At 65.9% G+C, this 15,884-nt stretch carries 14 protein-coding genes; 11 read left to right on the forward strand and 3 right to left on the reverse strand.

Features of this window, described 5'->3' with window-relative positions; all coding sequences use genetic code 11:
• Positions 1–123 precede the first annotated feature (123 nt).
• Positions 124–531 (reverse strand): septal ring lytic transglycosylase RlpA family protein, encoded by a 408-nt coding sequence (locus AC0CMF_RS12945; protein ID WP_050473496.1) that lies wholly within the window; start codon positions 529–531, stop codon positions 124–126.
• 411 nt (positions 532–942) lie between these two features.
• Here AC0CMF_RS12945 and AC0CMF_RS12950 point away from each other — a divergent pair, with 411 nt between their 5' ends.
• From AC0CMF_RS12950 to AC0CMF_RS12990, 9 genes are all read left to right on the forward strand, one after another.
• Positions 943–3,147: an EAL domain-containing protein gene (locus AC0CMF_RS12950; RefSeq protein WP_374630015.1), complete on the forward strand. Its 2,205-nt coding sequence runs from the start codon at positions 943–945 to the stop codon at positions 3,145–3,147.
• A gap of 194 nt (positions 3,148–3,341) precedes the next feature.
• Positions 3,342–4,274, forward strand: a complete 933-nt coding sequence (locus AC0CMF_RS12955; protein WP_050473493.1) for a helix-turn-helix domain-containing protein — start codon at positions 3,342–3,344, stop codon at positions 4,272–4,274.
• A gap of 124 nt (positions 4,275–4,398) precedes the next feature.
• Positions 4,399–5,838 carry an aldehyde dehydrogenase family protein gene (locus AC0CMF_RS12960; protein WP_374630016.1) on the forward strand — a complete coding sequence of 480 codons (1,440 nt, stop codon included), beginning with the start codon at positions 4,399–4,401 and terminating at the stop codon, positions 5,836–5,838.
• 12 nt (positions 5,839–5,850) lie between these two features.
• Entirely contained in the window at positions 5,851–7,500 is a 1,650-nt protein-coding gene (locus tag AC0CMF_RS12965; protein WP_374630017.1) for a GMC family oxidoreductase, read from the forward strand.
• 241 nt (positions 7,501–7,741) lie between these two features.
• Positions 7,742–8,554 (forward strand): precorrin-6A synthase (deacetylating), encoded by an 813-nt coding sequence (gene cobF, locus AC0CMF_RS12970; RefSeq protein WP_472481889.1) that lies wholly within the window; start codon positions 7,742–7,744, stop codon positions 8,552–8,554.
• On the forward strand, positions 8,551–9,924 hold the full coding sequence (gene cobG / locus AC0CMF_RS12975; RefSeq protein WP_374630019.1) for a precorrin-3B synthase: 1,374 nt from the start codon (positions 8,551–8,553) through the stop codon (positions 9,922–9,924). Before cobF ends, cobG begins: the two co-directional genes overlap by 4 nt.
• Complete coding sequence (locus tag AC0CMF_RS12980; protein WP_122519006.1) at positions 9,921–10,553, forward strand: precorrin-8X methylmutase; 633 nt, start codon at positions 9,921–9,923, stop codon at positions 10,551–10,553. Before cobG ends, AC0CMF_RS12980 begins: the two co-directional genes overlap by 4 nt.
• On the forward strand, positions 10,550–11,293 hold the full coding sequence (locus AC0CMF_RS12985; RefSeq protein WP_050473488.1) for a precorrin-2 C(20)-methyltransferase: 744 nt from the start codon (positions 10,550–10,552) through the stop codon (positions 11,291–11,293). The genes AC0CMF_RS12980 and AC0CMF_RS12985 overlap by 4 nt, the downstream gene beginning before the upstream one ends.
• The gene (locus AC0CMF_RS12990) at positions 11,290–12,054 is read left to right on the forward strand and encodes a precorrin-3B C(17)-methyltransferase (protein WP_374630020.1); all 765 of its coding nucleotides are present in this window, start codon (positions 11,290–11,292) and stop codon (positions 12,052–12,054) included. The genes AC0CMF_RS12985 and AC0CMF_RS12990 overlap by 4 nt, the downstream gene beginning before the upstream one ends.
• On the opposite strand, the gene AC0CMF_RS12995 is transcribed toward AC0CMF_RS12990, so the two are convergent.
• Complete coding sequence (locus tag AC0CMF_RS12995; protein WP_058898236.1) at positions 12,018–12,782, reverse strand: cobalt-precorrin-6A reductase; 765 nt, start codon at positions 12,780–12,782, stop codon at positions 12,018–12,020. The two genes, AC0CMF_RS12990 and AC0CMF_RS12995, sit on opposite strands and share 37 nt — an antisense overlap.
• Between AC0CMF_RS12995 and AC0CMF_RS13000 the strand changes: the two genes are divergently transcribed.
• Positions 12,781–14,052, forward strand: a complete 1,272-nt coding sequence (locus AC0CMF_RS13000) for a bifunctional cobalt-precorrin-7 (C(5))-methyltransferase/cobalt-precorrin-6B (C(15))-methyltransferase (protein ID WP_058898237.1) — start codon at positions 12,781–12,783, stop codon at positions 14,050–14,052. The genes AC0CMF_RS12995 and AC0CMF_RS13000 overlap by 2 nt on opposite strands.
• Positions 14,052–14,816 carry a precorrin-4 C(11)-methyltransferase gene (gene cobM, locus AC0CMF_RS13005; protein ID WP_058898238.1) on the forward strand — a complete coding sequence of 255 codons (765 nt, stop codon included), beginning with the start codon at positions 14,052–14,054 and terminating at the stop codon, positions 14,814–14,816. The genes AC0CMF_RS13000 and cobM overlap by 1 nt, the downstream gene beginning before the upstream one ends.
• A gap of 82 nt (positions 14,817–14,898) precedes the next feature.
• Here cobM and nrdF read toward each other — a convergent pair whose 3' ends face one another.
• Positions 14,899–15,873, reverse strand: coding sequence for a class 1b ribonucleoside-diphosphate reductase subunit beta (nrdF, locus tag AC0CMF_RS13010; protein ID WP_058898239.1), 975 nt, complete (start codon positions 15,871–15,873; stop codon positions 14,899–14,901).
• Between the last annotated feature and the right edge of the window lie 11 nt (positions 15,874–15,884).

Here is a 15,884-nt window from a genome sequence, read left to right on the forward strand (position 1 = left end):
CGACCACGACGGCGAAATGTAACGTTCGCCTCTGATGCTGTCATTACTTAATGTCAGAGATCTTCATAAATAATGCTTCGCTCTTGCGGCGGAAGATAAAATGGCGCCTGTGCACCCGCATTATTAACAGTGCTTGCCGGCCTTAAGCTCACCATGCGGACCAACGACCTTGACCCGGGCGGTCCCCTTGCCGGTGAAGCCCAGCTCGTTCGCAGCCTGCCGGGTCACGTCAATGACGCGGGACCGGATGAAGGGACCGCGATCGTTGATGCGGACCTTTACTTGCCTACCGTTGTCCAGGTTGATGACCGTGACCACGGTGCCGAAGGGCAGGGACCGGTGGGCGGCTGTCAGCATGTTGGGATTGGCGCGCTCGCCGCTGGCGGTCTTGCTGGTCATTGCATACCAGGATGCCATGCCGCACTGGCCGGATGTGGCGGCAGAAGCTGTCGCAGAGGCGGCCGCTGCCATGGAAAAAGCCAATGCTGCCAAAGACCTGGCGTATACCGCGCGCGAGGCGCTGGTCTTCATTTCATATTCGGACTCTATTGTCTCATCCCCCGGTGATCTTCCTGCGGCGGCGTTCAGCACAAGGCTGAAACGGAATGGTAAATCCGCCAGGACGGGCACGCGGCTACAGCCAGCCCTCACAGGATAGTCAGCAGTTCATCTGGAGCCAAACCTTCGATGACTCCGGAAGTCGATGGCGGCCTGATGCCTATACAATCGGGCCATATTGTGACGCTGCGTCGGATCGCATCGTGGCCGGGTGCGGCGGAAACCCTCGCCAGCGCGTTAACAGTTTGTTAAGGTCACGGGGAACGCCATTGGGAAAACTGTCCGCGTCCCGGTTGCCCGCAGCGCGGTGGTGGTCCACTTCTGGAGATCGATTTGGGGGGAGAGAGGATCAGGAAGCCTGGTCCTTTTGCTGAGGGACACGGTTTGACTGAAGAGACCTCGATTTCTCCGCAGACCCATGCAGATGTCAGGCCGCTGACGGAACTTGATCTCGCCTGCGCGGCGGGAACATTGCTGCACAGCGTGCGCCATCCGGCTGCCCTGCTCACGGCGCGGGGAAGGTTTCTGCTGGCCAATCAGGCCTTGCTGGAAGAGCTGGCCTGCAGCAGCGCGCTTCTGACCGGGCGTCCCCTTGAAGCTGTGATCAACGAGCCGGCCCTGCGCCGGCTGAGACCTCTGATCGAGATGGCGGCTCGCGGCAAGCCCGCCATGGCCGAAGGCATGTTTGCCTTTGACGAGGGGCGCGGGGCGCCGATGCGGCTGACCTGCACCCCCTTGCGCACCGCTGCTGCGCCGCGCCAGACGCAGCTGCTGTTTCTGGAGTTGCGCGAGCTTGCATTTGTTGGTCCTGCCGAGCGGCGCATGCGCATTGCCCAGCAGGCGGCGCATCTGCTGGCCGGGCGGGTGCTGATGCTGGGGCGCAATGGCCGGGTGGCCGATGTGCTCCCCGTCGACGACCATGACCCGCAGCTGGCCACACTTCAGGATATGGATGAGAGCGCCCTCACCGGCATGCATCTGGCAGAGCTTGCCGGGCATGAGCTTTTCCGCCGGGCGCTGGAGCCGGCCTTTGCCGCCGCGCTGGAGGGCGAGTGCACCCATGTCACCCTGCCGTCCGGTCAGGTGACCGGTGCGCTGGCGCAGCTGTGCCAGCGCAAGGCCGGCACGTCAGGCGGGGCGGAAATGCTCAAGGATCTGGTGCTGACCTTTGCGCCCAGCCGTGACTGGGTTGGCCGCGCCGACGGGGTGATGGTGCTTTTGGGCACCGCCGCCGGAGCCGGGGCAGGCCGCGAGCCGGAAGCGCGCACACGGGAGCTTGAGCGCCTCGCCATGGAGGACCCGCTGACGGGTCTGGCCAACCGGCGTGCCTTTCAGCAGGCGCTTGAGGATGAGTTGACGCGGGTGCGGGCGGGCGCCTCTGCCGGCATTACGGTGCTGGTGGTGGATCTTGACCAGTTCAAGATCATCAATGACCGGGCCGGGCATATGGCAGGCGATGCCATGCTGGAGCGTATCGCCGCCCAGCTCCGTCAGATCGCCGGAGAAACGGCGCTTGTGGCGCGGCTCGGCGGAGACGAGTTTGCCATCATCCGCTTCAGCGCCGATGAGGATGGCGCCCATGGCTTTGCCGGCACCATCGCAGCCTCTCTGGCCCAACTCAACTTCCCTTGGGACGGCGCGGTTTACCGCACCGGCGGCAGCATCGGTTTTGCGGTTCTGGACCGGCAGTTTGCCCGTACGCTCAATGCTTCGGCAGCGGATGTGCTGCGCTGGGCCGATCAGGCCTGCATTTCCAGCAAGGCACTGGGCGGGGGCAAGGTGCTGCAGTTCCGCTTTGATGAGCATCTTCTGGCCTCCTACAAGGCCTCGCGCTCCAATCTGGAGCGGATCGAGCAGGCGCTGGCCGCTGACCGCCTGCAGCTCTTTTCCCAGCCGGTGTGCTGCACGGCCACGGGCCGCACGGTGATGACCGAATTGCTGCTGCGGGTGGACGATGAGGAGCTGGGCCTTCTGGAGCCGCAAGGCGTGCTGTCCGCCGCCGCACGGCATGGCCTGCTGCCGCAGGTCGACCGGCGGGTGGTCGAACTGGCGCTGGCGCGGCTGCGCCGGGGCGGACGGGCCGCAGCCGGGCAATTCTCCATCAACTTGTCGGAGCAGGCGCTGGGCGACGGCGGATTTCTGGAGTTCCTGGATGGCGCTCTTGCTGGAAACCGGGGCATCGCCACACGGCTGGCCTTTGAGGTGTCCGAGCTGGCGGTCGCGCGCGAAACCGCAGGCATGACGCGGCTTGCCGCCATCCTCAAGGCCCATGGCGCGACGCTCATTCTGGACGATTTCGCCGGCAACTGGCCGAGAACCACGCATCTGAAGGGCCTTGGCCTCAAGTGGCTGAAGATCGACGGCAGCATGACGGCGAGCCTGCTGAGCGACCGGGTGCAGCGGGTTCAGGTCAAGGGCATCGTGCTGGTGGCCGCCTCGCTGGGGGCAAGGGTCATCGCCGAAGCGGTGGAGAATGAGGACACCGCCGTTTGCCTCGCCGAGCTTGGCGTCTTCACCGCGCAGGGCTTTCATTTCGGCGCCCCGCAGCCCTGGACCAGCGCCGCCGACCTCCTGAAAAAAGCCGCGTGAGGCGCCCCGCAGGGACGCGGCGCAGAGCCGGGCCGCAGGGCTCTGCGCAGGAGCGGCTTGACAGCGCGGTTGCGCAAGGGCTCAATGAAGGTGGCTCAGGAATAATGCGTAGAGGCGGATAACCGCCCGCAAGCGCAAGGCACAGACCGGAATGACCGGAGCCACCTTCACATGCGGATGGGGCGTGGCACGCCATGAGGGAGCATTTCGCAGCACACGATTTTTCCGGCATCGGGGCCTTCCGGGAGGGGATCGCGAAGGTCTGCGGCTGCTTTGACGTGTGCGCAGCAGAGGGTGGAACGGATTCCGCCAGCCCGGCCTTTCAGGCCAGCACGGCCTTGCGCCAGTCGAACGGGCTGGAGCTGGCCTATGTGGCGGTGGCGGGCGCCAGCGTGCTGCGCAGCGGGCAGGCCTACCGCACGGATCATCTCGATCACTTCGTCCTGACCATCCAGAACCGGGGTTCGGCCCGCATGCGCCAGCTGGAGGGGGATGTGGTCATGCGTCCCGGCGACATGTTCCTGATGGATGCGGCAAGGCCAAGCCACTTCAACTTCGAGCAGGGTTTCAGCGAACAGCTCTCCGTGCATCTGCCGCGGGAGGACCTGATCCGCCGCATTCCGGGCCTGCCGGGCGGGGGAATTGCGATCCGCCGGGAGGACAGCATCGCCATTGCCATGCAGGCGGTGCTGAACCGCTTGTGCGAGAGCCGGGAAGAGGCGGCAACGCCGCTGCAGGAGGCCTTGTTCGCGCTCTTCGGCAGCTACATGCATGATCTTGCCCGCGGCTCTGCGGACCATGGTGTGCAGGGAGAGGGGCTTTTCGGCGAGGCGCTGCGGCTGATCCGGCAGAATTTCCGTGATCCTGATTTCAGCGCCGGCACCCTCTGCGCGCTTCTGGGGGTTGCGCCCCGGCAGCTTCAGCGGGCCTTTGCCCGCCACGGGGACAGCCCGCGCGAACAGATCCTCGCCATCCGGCTCGATGCAGCGCGGCGCCGCCTCATGGCCGAGCCGCAGCGCACGGTGGCCGATATTGCCTATGATCAGGGCTTTGGCGATCTGTCGCATTTCTACCGCGCCTACCGCCGCCGTTTCGGCCATGCACCGGGGGCAGCCAGCCATCACTGAAAACGGGCGGCGGATGTCTCTGTTGTGACGCTTCACACCAAGGCATCTGTCGCATGCGCCCAAGACCGCACCCGGCAGGCGCGCCTAACCTTCCTTCATAATAATCCTGAAGGAGGGAACTGACATGACCTTGCATGCTTCGGATGCCGCTGCATCCGCGCCCGTCTATCCGCTCATCATCAATGGCCAGAAGGTCAATCTGGACACTGTCTTCGCGGTTGATGATCCGGCCACCGGTGCGGTCGTCGGCTTTGCTCCCAATGCGGGCGAGGCGGAGCTGAATGCCGCCGTTGCCGCAGCTGCGGCGGCCTTTCCGGGCTGGGCCGCACGCCCGGACGCGGACCGTGTGGCCGCCTGCCATGCGATTGCAGACAAGCTGGAAGCCCATGCGGACGAACTCTCGCGCCTCATCACCCGTGAACAGGGCAAGCCGCTCAACGGTGTCGGCTCCCGTTTCGAGGTGCAGGGTGCTGCGGGCTGGTGCCGCTACACGGCCGGTCTGACCCTGCCGGTGGAAGTTTTGCAGGACGGCGAGGCCGGGCGCGTCGAGATGCACCGCAAGCCGGTTGGCGTCGTCGGTTCCATCACGCCGTGGAACTGGCCGATGATCATTGCCGTCTGGCACATTCTTCCGGCCATCCGCAGCGGCTGCACGGTCGTGTGCAAGCCCTCGCCCTACACGCCGCTCTCCACCCTGCGCATGGTGGAACTGATGAACGAGGTTCTCCCCGCCGGTGTCGTCAACGTGGTGACGGGCGATGACAAGGGCACCAGCCTCGGCGGGCTCATTTCCGCCCATCCGGACATCCGCAAGGTGGTCTTCACCGGTTCGACGGCCACCGGCCAGAAGGTGATGCGCTCCGCCGCCGGCACGATGAAGCGCCTGACGCTGGAGCTGGGCGGCAATGACGCGGGCATCGTGCTGCCCGATGCCGATCCGCAGGCCATTGCCGAAGGCCTGTTCTGGGGCGCCTTCATCAACATGGGCCAGACCTGCGCCGCGCTGAAGCGGCTCTATGTGCACGACAGCATCCATGATGCGGTGGTCGAGGCGCTGGCCGCCTATATCCGCAACATCCCGGTCGGCAATGGCCTGGAGGAAACCTCGGTGATGGGGCCGGTGGCCAACAAGATGCAGTTCGACAAGGTGGCAGCGCTGGTGGAAAGCGCCAAGGCCAAGGGCACTGTCGTCACCGGCGGGGCTCCGGGCGAAGGCCTGTTCTTCCCGCCGACGGTGATCACCGGCCTGTCGAACGGGGATCCGCTGGTTGATCAGGAGCAGTTCGGCCCGGCGCTACCGGTCATCCGCTACACCGATCTGGAGGAGGCGATCCGCGCCGCCAATGACAGCCCGTCCGGCCTTGGCGGCTCGGTCTGGTCATCCGATCCGGAGAAGGCGCGAGCTGTGGCCTCGCGGCTCGAATGCGGCACCGTCTGGATCAACAAGCACGGCATGATCCAGCCCAACGCCCCCTTCGGCGGCACGAAGATGTCGGGCCTTGGTGTCGAGTTCGGCCAGGAGGGGCTGCTCGAATACACGGACATTCAGGTGATGATTCTCTGAGGGGGGGCAGGCATGACCAAAGAGATGAACAACGGGCTCACCCGGCGCAGTTTCATTGGCAAGGTGGCCGTCGCCAGCGGTGTGCTGGTGCTGGCCAACGGCTTGCCGGGCGCATCCATCAATACCGCCGAAGCGCTGGACGGCAGCTTTGACTACATCATCTGCGGGGCAGGCAGCGCGGGCTGCGTGCTCGCCGCAAGGCTCAGCGAATCGGGGGCGAAGGTGCTGCTGATCGAGGCGGGCGGCCCCGACAACAGTGAAGCCATCTCCACCCCTGTCCGGCTGATCGAGCTGTGGCGTTCGGAATATGACTGGGCCTACCGCACCGTGCCGCAGAAACATGCGAACGGACGGCGGATCGACTGGCCGCGCGGCAAGACGCTGGGCGGATCGTCCTCGCTCAACGGCATGATCTATGTGCGCGGCGCGCCCACCGACTATGACCGCTGGGCCTCCTTCGGCAACGAGGGCTGGGCCTGGAAGGACGTGCTGCCCTATTTCCTCAAGTCCGAGGATTACGATGGCGAGGCCTCGGCCTATCACGCCAAGGGCGGCCCGCTGCATGTGCGCTCGAAGATCACCCCGCACCCGGTCTGCAAGGCCATGCGCGATGCGGCCATCGAGGCCGGGCACGCGGACAATCCGGACTGCAATGGCGAAAGCCAGATGGGGGCGGGCTACTGCCACCTCAACATCAAGGACGGCAAGCGCCAGTCCACCGCCGTTGCCTTCCTGCGCCCGGCGCTGGAGCGGCCGAATCTGACGCTCATCACCAATGCCCGCGTGCTGAAGGTGGAGATCGAGAACGGCCGCGCCACCGGCGTCACCTACATGCAGGACAGCCAGACCCATACGGTCAAGGCGGCCAAGGAAGTGGTGCTGACGGGCGGGGCCATCGAAAGCCCGCGCATGCTCATGCTCTCCGGCATCGGCCCGAAGGCGCATCTGGAAGAGATGGGCATCGAGGTGAAGCTCGACCTGCCCGGCGTGGGCGAGAACCTGCATGACCACACGCTGCTGCCGGTCATCTGGGAAGCGTCCCAGCCTGTGCCGCCGCCGCAGGATCCGGGGATGACCGTGCTGCATGTGCAGCTCTTCGCCAAGACGAAGCCCGATCTGCCGGAGCCGGATCTGCAGCCGCTCGGCTTCCACGTGCCCACCTATGTGGAAGGGCAGGATGCCTCGGTCAGCAACGGTTTTACCTTCAACGCCGGTGGTGTGCGGCCGGTTTCGCGCGGTACGCTGCAGCTTTCCTCAGCCGATCCGGATGCGGAATTGCTGCTGGACCCGAACCTTCTCTCCGCTCAGGAAGATGTGGACGCCCTTGTCCATTGCATCCGCCTGCTGCGCGAGGTGGCGGAACAGCCGTCGATGAAGGCCTGGGTGAAGCGGGAAATCTATCCGGGGCCGGAGGCGCAGTCGGATGAGGCGCTGGCAGACTATGCCCGCTCGGCGCTGGTGACCTATCACCACCAGTGCGGCACCTGCAAGATGGGCGAGGATGAGCTGTCGGTCGTGGATGCGCAGTTGCGCGTGCGCGGGATTGACGGCCTTCGCATCGCCGATGCTTCGATCATGCCCGATGTGCCCACCGGCAACACCAATGCGCCGGTCATCATGATCGCCGAAAAGGCTGCCGACATGATCAAGGCGGATGCCTGATCCCGCAGCCTGAAAGGCATGCCTCGCGCCCCGGCTGCAGGAGACTGTGGCCGGGGTTTCTTGTTCCCGGCAAGCCTGTTGGCCAAAAGGAGGAAACTGCCGCAGGTCTTGCGGCTGGCCTTCGCGGCGGGGGCAGGCTAATGTCGCGGCTCAGGGCGCGGGCCAGTTCCTGCGCCGCAATGACTTCCCGCGGGACCCATACAGGGACGCGGACCGGGAGCGCAGGGCGCACGGGGGAATGATGACGAGACGGGTTCGGGTCATCGGGATTGGCGCAGGCAATCCCGAGCATTTGACCATGGAAGCGATCAATGCGCTGAACAGCTGCGACGCGCTTTTTCTGCCGAGGAAAGGCGGGGAAAAGGACTTCCTCGTCCGGCTGCGCGAACAGATCTGCGGCCGCTACATCACTCGCAAAGACCCGAAACTCGTGCATTTCGACATGCCCGTCCGCCGCAAGGACAGCAACTATCCGGCGGCCGTGGACGACTGGCATCTGGCGATTGCCGAAATCTACGAGCAGCTTCTGGCCGAAGAGATTGGCCCGGAAGGGACCGCAGGCGTGCTCGTCTGGGGCGATCCCATGCTCTATGACAGCACCATCCGCATCATGGAGCACCTGCGCGACCGCGGGCGGATTGCCTTCGACTATGACGTCATTCCCGGCATCAGCAGCCTGCAGGTGCTGTGCGCAAGGCACAGGATTCCGCTCAACCGCATCGGCCAGCCGGTGGAGATCACCACCGGCCGCCGGCTGGCGCAGGGCTGGACCACAGGTTCTGCGGATGTGGCCGTGATGCTCGACGGGGTTCAGGCCTATGAGGGCGCCGGTGAGCCGGACGCGCAGATATTCTGGGGCGCCTATCTGGGCACGGAGATGGAAATTCTCGTCTCGGGCCGGCTGGGAGACGTGGCGGCGGAGATTTCCCGCCTGCGGCAGGCCGCAAGGGCAAAGCATGGCTGGATCATGGACACCTATCTCATCCGCCGCCCGGCATCCGGTCTGACGGCGCAGGATGAAACCGTCCCCCTGAACCGGGAGGATGCGGCATGAGCGCGCTGAAGACACCGGCTCTGGCCGCCGCTGAGGCCCCCCGCGTTCCTGTCCGGCGGGGGGCGTGCCCGTCGCTGGCCGCGCCCATGGCCACGGGTGATGGCCTTCTCGTGCGGCTGCGTCCGCAGGCGCCCGGCCTCAGCCCGGCCGGATGGATGACGATGGCAGGGCTTGCCCGCCGCACCGGCAATGGCCTTCTGGAAGTGACCGCGCGCGGCAATCTGCAGATTCGCGGCCTGACGGCTGAGAGCGCCGCTCCGCTGGCCGAAGGGCTGCAGGCCGCCGGCATCGTGACTCGCACGGGCACGGCCATCGAGGTTCCGCCCCTGTCCGGGCTTGATCCATCTGAAACGGCGGATGCCACAGAGCTTGTCGAAGCGATCCGGCAGGGCATTGCCGGCCATGTTCCGCCGCTCGCCCTTGCGCCGAAACTGGCAATTACGGTCAATGGCGGCGGCTGTTTCAACCTGTCCACGGCCAGCGCGGACATCCGGCTCGATGCGGTGAAGGCAGAGGGCGGCGTGCTCTGGCGCCTTGCACTGGCGGGCGATGCCGGATCGGCAAAGCCCGTTGCCCTTTTGCCGGAGGAAGCTGCAGCGGCCCGGGTGATGGATCTGCTGCGCGCCCTGTCGCAGCGCGGCGGCCACGCACGCGGGCGGGATATTGCCCCTGATATTGAGGGGAGCGAGGACGGCGCAGGTCCTGAGGCAGGCTTGCCCGCGCCGGTCAGGCCGGCCGGTGTGATCCGCAGCGGCGCTCTCCTCGTTCTGGCGCTCCGGCTCGCCTATGGCCGCATCCACGCGGATGAGCTGGAAGCACTGATGGCCGGGCTTCAGCGCCTCGGCGCCACGGAAATCCGGCTTGCGCCGGATCACGCGCTGCTGGTGCTGGGGCTGACGGAAGAGACGGTGGAAGCCGCCGCAGCCCTTGCCGCGGCGCAAGGGCTCATCACATCGCCGTCTGATCCGGCGCATTTCATTTCCGCCTGTCCCGGCACCGGCTTTTGTGCGGCAGCAAGGATCAACACCCGCCAGCTGGCAGAATGTCTCATCAGCGCCGCTTCGGCCGCAGAACCGGGTGTGCTCGATGGCTCCTGCCACGTTCATGTTTCCGGCTGTTCCAAGGGCTGCGCCCATCCGCAGGCGGCGGCGCTGACGGTCACCGGCACGGAGCAGGGCGCAGCCATCGTGCTGGGCGGACGGGCGGACAGCCGGCCGGACCTGCAGCTTTCTCCGCAGAGGCTGGAAACAGTTCTGCCCCGCCTGCAGCGCGGGATTGAACTGAACCGCCAACCGGGGCAAACAGCGCAGCACGTGCTCGGCGCAAGCGGAGCCGCCATCCTCGCCATGGCCGGGGCAGAAAGGGCATGATGCATTACGACTATATCAAGGACGGGACGGCCATCTACGAGCAGTCCTTCGCCATCATCCGTGCAGAGGCGGACCTGTCGCGGTTCTCCGTGGCTGAAGCGGATGTTGCCGTCCGGATGATTCATGCCTGCGGCCTGGTCGAGGCCGCCGCGCATTTCAGCTTCTCACCGGATTTCGTGTCTGCGGCCCGCCAGGCGCTGCTTTCGGGCGCGCCGGTGTTCTGTGATGCGGAAATGGTCGCGCGCGGGGTCACCGCGGCCCGCCTGCCGGCCAACAATGAGGTCATCTGCACCTTGCGCGACTCGCGCACGCCGGAGATGGCGGCTGAGATCGGCAACACCCGCTCGGCGGCGGCCATGCGGCTCTGGCTGGACAGGCTCGGCGGTTCGGTCGTTGCCATCGGCAATGCCCCGACGGCGCTGTTCTACTTGCTGGAGCTGCTGCGCGATGGCGCGCCGAAGCCCGCAGCCATCATCGGCATGCCGGTGGGATTTGTCGGCGCGGCGGAGTCCAAGGACGCCCTGGCGGATAACCCCTGGGGCGTGCCCTTTGCCACGGTGCACGGACGGCTGGGCGGAAGCGCAATGACCGCTGCCGCAGTCAATGCTCTGGCGAGGCCCGGCCTATGAGTGCGCAGAACGCTGCCCCCGGCCGCCTTTACGGCGTGGGAACCGGGCCGGGTGATCCGGAGCTGATGACCGTCAAGGCCGTGCGCATATTGGGTGAGGCGGATGTGATTGCCTGGTTCGCCAAGGCCGGGCGCACCGGCAATGGCCGGCGCATCGCGGACAGCATGATCCGGCCGGGCGTGGAGGAGCTGCCGCTCTACTATCCGGTCACCACCGAAATCGACAAGCATGAGGCGGCCTACACCACATGCCTTGAAGCCTTCTACGAGGAGTCTGCCGAGGCCATTGCCGCGCATCTGAATGCCGGGCGGACGGTCGCGGTCCTGTCCGAAGGCGATCCGATGTTCTACGGCTCCTACATGCATATGCATGTGCGGCTGGCGGACCGGTTTGCCGTCGAAGTCATTCCCGGCATCACCGCGATGTCCGGCTGCTGGTCGCGCACCGGCGTTCCCATTGCGCAAGGGGACGACGTTCTGTCCGTGCTGCCGGGCACCATGGCAGAAGCGGAGTTGCAGCGTCGGCTTGCCGATACGGAGGCGGCGGTGATCATGAAGATCGGCCGCAACCTGCCGAAGGTCCGGCGGGCGCTGGCGGCTTGCGGGCGCCTTGAGGACGCGATCTACGTGGAACGCGGCACCATGGCGGCGGAAAAGGTGGTGCGTCTGGCTGCCAAGCCGGATGACGCGGCGCCCTATTTCTCATTGGTGCTCGTGCCGGGCTGGAGCGGGCTGCGATGAGCGGGCGCCTCTATGTGATCGGCACCGGTCCGGGCAACCCCTTGCAGATGACGCCGGAAGCCCAGGCTGCCGTTGATGATTCAACCGCCTTCCTCGGCTATCTGCCCTATCTGGAGCGGCTCACCCTGCGGCCGGATCAGATGCGGATCGCCTCGGACAACCGGGAAGAGCTGGCCCGTGCCCGCGATGCGCTGGAGAGAGCCGCGAGGGGCGAGCGGGTCTGTATGGTCTCTGGCGGTGATCCGGGCGTCTTTGCCATGGCGGCTGCCGTGTGCGAGGCCATCGAGCATGGGCCGGACAACTGGAAGCAGGTTGATCTCGTCATCGTGCCGGGCATCACGGCCATGCTCGCGGTTGCTGCCCGGATTGGCGCGCCGCTTGGCCATGATTTCTGTGCCATTTCCCTGTCCGACAACCTGAAGCCATGGCCGCTGATTGAAAAGCGGCTGCGCCTTGCTGCCGAAGCGGGGTTCGTCATGGCCTTCTACAATCCGGTCAGCAAGGCCCGGCCCTGGCAGCTGGACCGGGCCTTCGAGCTGCTGCGCGACGTGCTGCCTGCTCAGACGCTGGTCATCTTCGGCCGGGCTGCGGGGCGCCCGGATGAGCGGATCGTGGTGGCCCCGCTCTCGGAGGCCCAGGCCGGAATGGCGGATATGGCCACCTGCATCATCATCGGCTCGGCGGAGACACGGCGGGTGCCGCGTGAGGGCCTGCCGGATCTCGTCTACACGCCGCGCTTTGCAGCATCTTCAAGCCAGTGACTGATCAGGGTCATGGCTTCATCGGCACTGCCGGCACTGAGGGGCGCCTCATGAGCACTGCGTTCGATCATCATCACCGGAAGGCCGAGGCGGCGGGCGGCCTCCAGCTTGGCATAGGTCGCTTCGCCGCCGCTGTTCTTGCAGATGATGACGTCGATGCCCTGGCCGGTCAGAAGATCCAGCTCCGTCTCCACCGTGAAGGGACCGCGCGCCAGAATGTTCCGGGCATAGGGCACGGCAGGCGGCGGATCGACGGGATCGACGCTGCGGATCAGGTAGTGGTGCTGCGGCGCGGCCTCGATGGCCGAAGCCCTCTGCCGCCCCGTTGCGAGAAAGACGCGGCGCGGCACGGCGCCGAGGGCTTCCACCGCCTCCCGGATCGTGCGGAACGGGGTCCAGTTGTCCCCCGGCTGCGCCGTCCAGGCGGGCCGCTCCAGCTTCAGCAGCGGTATTCCGGTCTGCTGGCTTGCTTCCACCGCATTGGCCGTCATGCGCCGGGCGAAAGGATGGGTGGCATCGATGAGCAGGCTGATATTCTCCTGCCGCAGATAGGCGGCAAGCCCCTCCGCGCCGCCAAACCCGCCGGAGCGCACCGGCGCGGGCAGGTCGGCAGGATCCAGCGTGCGGCCCGCAAGCGACAGGGTGACCGTCAGACCGGGGTGCTGCACGAGCCGTTCCGCCAGTGCCCGCGCGTCTGCCGTGCCTGCCAGAATGAGGATATGTCTCATGCCCAAGCCTGACCTTCTTTCATCTGCCGTGCGCCCGTGGCTGACCATCATCGGCATCGGTGAGGATGGTTTAGCGGGCATTGGCGAGGCTGCCAAGGCAGCGCTCGCAGCGGCAGAAGTGGTCTTCGGCGGTGTCCGGCATCTCGATCTGGCCGGGGCGGCGATCACCGGCGAAGCCCGCCCCTGGCTCAGCCCGTTCGAGCGCTCGGTGGAGGCCGTTGCCGCCGAACGCGGGCGGGCGGTGGTTGTGCTGGCTTCAGGTGATCCGTTTCTTTATGGTGCAGGCGCGACACTGGCGCGGCGGATACCGGCCGGCGAAATGCGGGTCATTCCGCACCCGTCGTCCTTCAGCCTTGCCGCCTCACGCCTTGGCTGGGCTCTGGCGGAGACGGTCTGTGTATCCGTGCATGGCCGCCCCGTAGAGCTGATCCGTCCGCATCTCCATCCCGGCGCCCGCATAATTGCGCTGACCTCGGATGAGCACGGACCTGCCGCCATTGCACACCTTCTGAGCGGGGATGGCTTCGGCGCCTCGCACATCCATGTGCTGGAGGCGCTGGGCGGGGAAAGGGAGCGCATTAGCCACCAGACGGCAGAGGCGTTTGCGCCTCAGGATTTCCATGCGCTGAATGTCTGCGCCATCGAGGTGCTGGCAGGTTCTGGTGCGCGGGTGCTGCCCTATGCACCGGGGCTGGATGACAGCCTGTTCGAGCATGATGGCCAGATCACCAAGCGCGAGGTCAGGGCGCTGACCCTGTCCGCCCTTGCCCCCCGGCGCGGGGAACTCCTGTGGGATGTTGGCGGGGGTTCCGGTTCAGTCAGCATCGAATGGATGCTGGCTGATGCTTCACTCAGGGCCATTGCCATTGAAAGCGATGGCGAACGCGCGGCCCGCATCCGCCGCAATGCCGCAAGCTTCGGCGTGCCCGGCCTGCTGGTCATCGAGGGCGAGGCGCCAGCAGCGCTGACGGATCTGCCTGCGCCTGATGCCGTGTTCGTTGGCGGTGGCGGCACGAACCCCGGCGTCATGGAAACGGTCATCGAACGGCTGAAGCCCGGCGGCCGGCTTGTGGCCAATGCGGTCACGACAGAGATGGAAGCCGTGCTTCTTGCCCTGCATGCCCGCAACGGCGGCTCGCTGACGCGCATTGAAATCGCCCGCGCCTCACCCATCGGCTCGATGCACGGCTGGCGGCCGGCCATGCCCGTTACCCAATGGAGCTGGACGAAGCCGGGTGCGGCTGCAGACCCAATCAAAGAGGAAGAATGATGAAGGTCCATTTTATCGGTGCAGGCCCGGGCGCGGCTGATCTGATCACCGTCCGGGGCCGCAGCCTGATCGAAAGCTGCCCGGTCTGCCTTTATGCCGGGTCTCTCGTCTCGGAAGAGCTTCTGGCTTTCTGCCCGGAAGGTGCGCGGATCATCGACACGGCGCCGCTGTCGCTGGACGAGATCGAGGCCGAGTTCGTGCGCGCCTCTCAAAACGGGCAGGATGTTGCCCGCTTGCACTCAGGCGACCTGTCGGTCTGGAGCGCGGTGGCCGAGCAGATCCGGCGGCTGGACCGGCTGGACATCGGCTATACGATGACGCCGGGCGTGCCTGCCTTTGCGGCGGCGGCGTCGGCGCTCGGGCGCGAGCTGACGATCCCGGCGGAGGCCCAGAGCCTTGTCCTCACCCGCGTGTCTGGCCGGGCATCACCCATGCCGGAGGGGGAAACGCTGGACCGGTTTGGCGCCACTGGCGCGACACTGGCGATCCACCTCGCCATCCATGCGCTTGACAGGGTGGTGGCGGAGCTGACCCCGCTCTATGGCGCAGATTGCCCGGTTGCCATTGTCGTCAAGGCGTCCTGGCCGGATGAACGGATCGTCTCCGGCACGCTGGCGGATATCTGCGCAAAAGTGGCGGAGAACCCCATCGAGCGCACGGCGCTGATCTTTGTGGGCCATGGGCTTGGCGCCAAGGAATTCCGCGAAAGCGCGCTCTACGATCCAGCCTATCAGCGCCGCTTCAGGGGCCGGGAAGGCTTGTGACGCAGCAAGCCGCCGCGTGAAAAAGAACAGGGCCTCACGCGCAAGCGTAAGGCCCTGAAATCAGGCTGGCTCTGGCCGGGGCTCAGAAATCCCAGTCTTCGTCTTCCGTCGCCACGGCCTTGCCGATGACATAGGACGAGCCGGAGCCGGAGAAGAAGTCGTGGTTCTCGTCGGCATTTGGCGAGAGGGCCGAGAGGATCGCCGGGTTCACCTTGCAGGCCTCCGCCGGGAACAGGGCCTCATAGCCCAGATTCATCAGCGCCTTGTTGGCGTTGTAATGCAGGAACTTCTTCACGTCCTCGGTCAGGCCCGCACCGTCGTAAAGCTCTTCGGTGTAGCGGGTCTCGTTGTCGTAAAGCTCCAGCAGCAGGTCAAAGGCGAAGTCCTTGATCTCCTGGCGGCGGGCTTCCGGCTCCCGGTCCAGCGCGCGCTGGAACTTGTAGCCGATGTAATAGCCATGCACGGCCTCGTCACGAATGATGAGACGGATAAGGTCCGCGGTGTTGGTCAGCCTGGCGCGGCTCGACCAGTACATCGGCAGATAGAAGCCCGAGTAGAACAGGAAGCTTTCGAGGAAGACCGAGGCAATCTTCTTCTTCAGCGGATCGCCGCTCCCGTATTGCTCCATGATCAGCGCGGATTTGCGCTGCAGGAACTCGTTCTCCTCCGACCAGCGGTAGGCCTCGTCCACGTCCGGCGTCAGGCACAAGGTGGAGAAGATGGAGGAATAGGAGCGCGCATGCACCGCTTCCATGAAGGAGATGTTCGACAGAACCGCCTCCTCATGCTGGGTGACGGCATCTTCCATCAGCGTCACCGCGCCGACACCGTTCTGGATGGTGTCGAGCAGGGTGAGGCCGGTGAAGACGCGGATGGTCAGGCGCTGCTCTTCCGGGCGCAGGGTGGCCCAGGACTGGATGTCGTTGGACAGCGGAACTTTCTCGGGCAGCCAGAAATTGCCGGTCAGGCGGTTCCAGACTTCCAGATCCTTGTCGTCTTCGATGCGGTTCCAGTTGATGGCGCGCACGCGGGAGGCGGGCTTGATGTGCATGTTCATGATGCTTTCTC

This window comes from Pannonibacter sp. CBAS1226, assembly GCF_055685825.1.

What these genes read in the sequence shown, in the direction of transcription:
- cobF (WP_472481889.1), top strand. Translation starts at nt 7,742, where the DNA reads ATGACGAGACGGGTTCGGGTCATCGGGATTGGCGCAGGCAATCCCGAG.
- AC0CMF_RS12955 (WP_050473493.1), top strand. Translation starts at nt 3,342, where the DNA reads ATGAGGGAGCATTTCGCAGCACACGATTTTTCCGGCATCGGGGCCTTC.
- AC0CMF_RS12965 (WP_374630017.1), top strand. Translation starts at nt 5,851, where the DNA reads ATGACCAAAGAGATGAACAACGGGCTCACCCGGCGCAGTTTCATTGGC.
- AC0CMF_RS12990 (WP_374630020.1), top strand. Translation starts at nt 11,290, where the DNA reads ATGAGCGGGCGCCTCTATGTGATCGGCACCGGTCCGGGCAACCCCTTG.
- AC0CMF_RS12945 (WP_050473496.1), bottom strand. Translation starts at nt 531, where the DNA reads ATGAAGACCAGCGCCTCGCGCGCGGTATACGCCAGGTCTTTGGCAGCA.
- AC0CMF_RS12960 (WP_374630016.1), top strand. Translation starts at nt 4,399, where the DNA reads ATGACCTTGCATGCTTCGGATGCCGCTGCATCCGCGCCCGTCTATCCG.
- AC0CMF_RS12980 (WP_122519006.1), top strand. Translation starts at nt 9,921, where the DNA reads ATGATGCATTACGACTATATCAAGGACGGGACGGCCATCTACGAGCAG.
- cobM (WP_058898238.1), top strand. Translation starts at nt 14,052, where the DNA reads ATGAAGGTCCATTTTATCGGTGCAGGCCCGGGCGCGGCTGATCTGATC.
- cobG (WP_374630019.1), top strand. Translation starts at nt 8,551, where the DNA reads ATGAGCGCGCTGAAGACACCGGCTCTGGCCGCCGCTGAGGCCCCCCGC.
- nrdF (WP_058898239.1), bottom strand. Translation starts at nt 15,873, where the DNA reads ATGAACATGCACATCAAGCCCGCCTCCCGCGTGCGCGCCATCAACTGG.
- AC0CMF_RS12985 (WP_050473488.1), top strand. Translation starts at nt 10,550, where the DNA reads ATGAGTGCGCAGAACGCTGCCCCCGGCCGCCTTTACGGCGTGGGAACC.
- AC0CMF_RS13000 (WP_058898237.1), top strand. Translation starts at nt 12,781, where the DNA reads ATGCCCAAGCCTGACCTTCTTTCATCTGCCGTGCGCCCGTGGCTGACC.
- AC0CMF_RS12995 (WP_058898236.1), bottom strand. Translation starts at nt 12,782, where the DNA reads ATGAGACATATCCTCATTCTGGCAGGCACGGCAGACGCGCGGGCACTG.